We start from the raw sequence: 663 nt of genomic DNA, 5'->3' as shown, positions 1-663 counted from the left end.
GTTCAGCATGAACGCGAAATCGTCGCTGGCCTGCAGCGGCGCCATGTCGGGGATCAGTGCCTTCTCGCCCATCGACGCCAGCGCCACCTCTCGCGCGAAGGCGGTGGCGGCCTCGTCGTTGACACAGGGCGGCATCTTCCACTGGTAGTCGATCGTTGCGGTGGCGCCATGCACGGCCGCCTGGCCTTGCGCCAAGGCGATGATGCGGTCGCGCAGGAAGGCGCGCACCTTGGGCTTTCGCGCCCGCACCGACAGCTTGAGTTCGGCACTGGTCGGAATCACGTTGGGCGCCTTGCCGGCGCTCATCGCGCCCACCGTGACGACCGCCATGTCGTTGGGGTCGCCCTCGCGCGACACCAGCGACTGCAAGGCCAGGATCAGGTGCGCCGCGACCATGATCGGATCGACCGTGGTGTGCGGCATCGCGCCATGGCCGCCCTTGCCTTCGATGGTGATGACGGCGGTGTCCGACGAGCTGTAGATCACGCCCGGAAGAAAGCCGAACTGCCCGGCCGGGAAGCCGGGCTCGTTGTGGAAAGCATAGACCGCGTCGCAGGGGAAGCGCTCGAAGAGGCCGTCCTCGACCATCTTCTTCGCGCCCATCAGGCCTTCCTCGGCGGGCTGGAAGATCAGGTTGAGCGTGCCGTTGAAGCCCTTGGCGAC

The 663-nt window shown here is 67.0% G+C and carries 1 protein-coding gene; it reads right to left on the bottom strand.

All coding sequences use genetic code 11. From position 1 onward, the window contains the following. Positions 1–663, bottom strand: a 663-nt coding sequence (locus tag ACXJ3V_RS20310) for an amidohydrolase (RefSeq protein WP_457102165.1), incomplete at both ends; no start/stop codon positions are given.

It is taken from the genome of Microbacterium sp. P5_E9, from assembly GCF_054049175.1.
The sequence above is the reverse complement of the archived record's forward strand: the minus strand, read 5'-3'. Positions and strand labels throughout refer to the sequence as shown.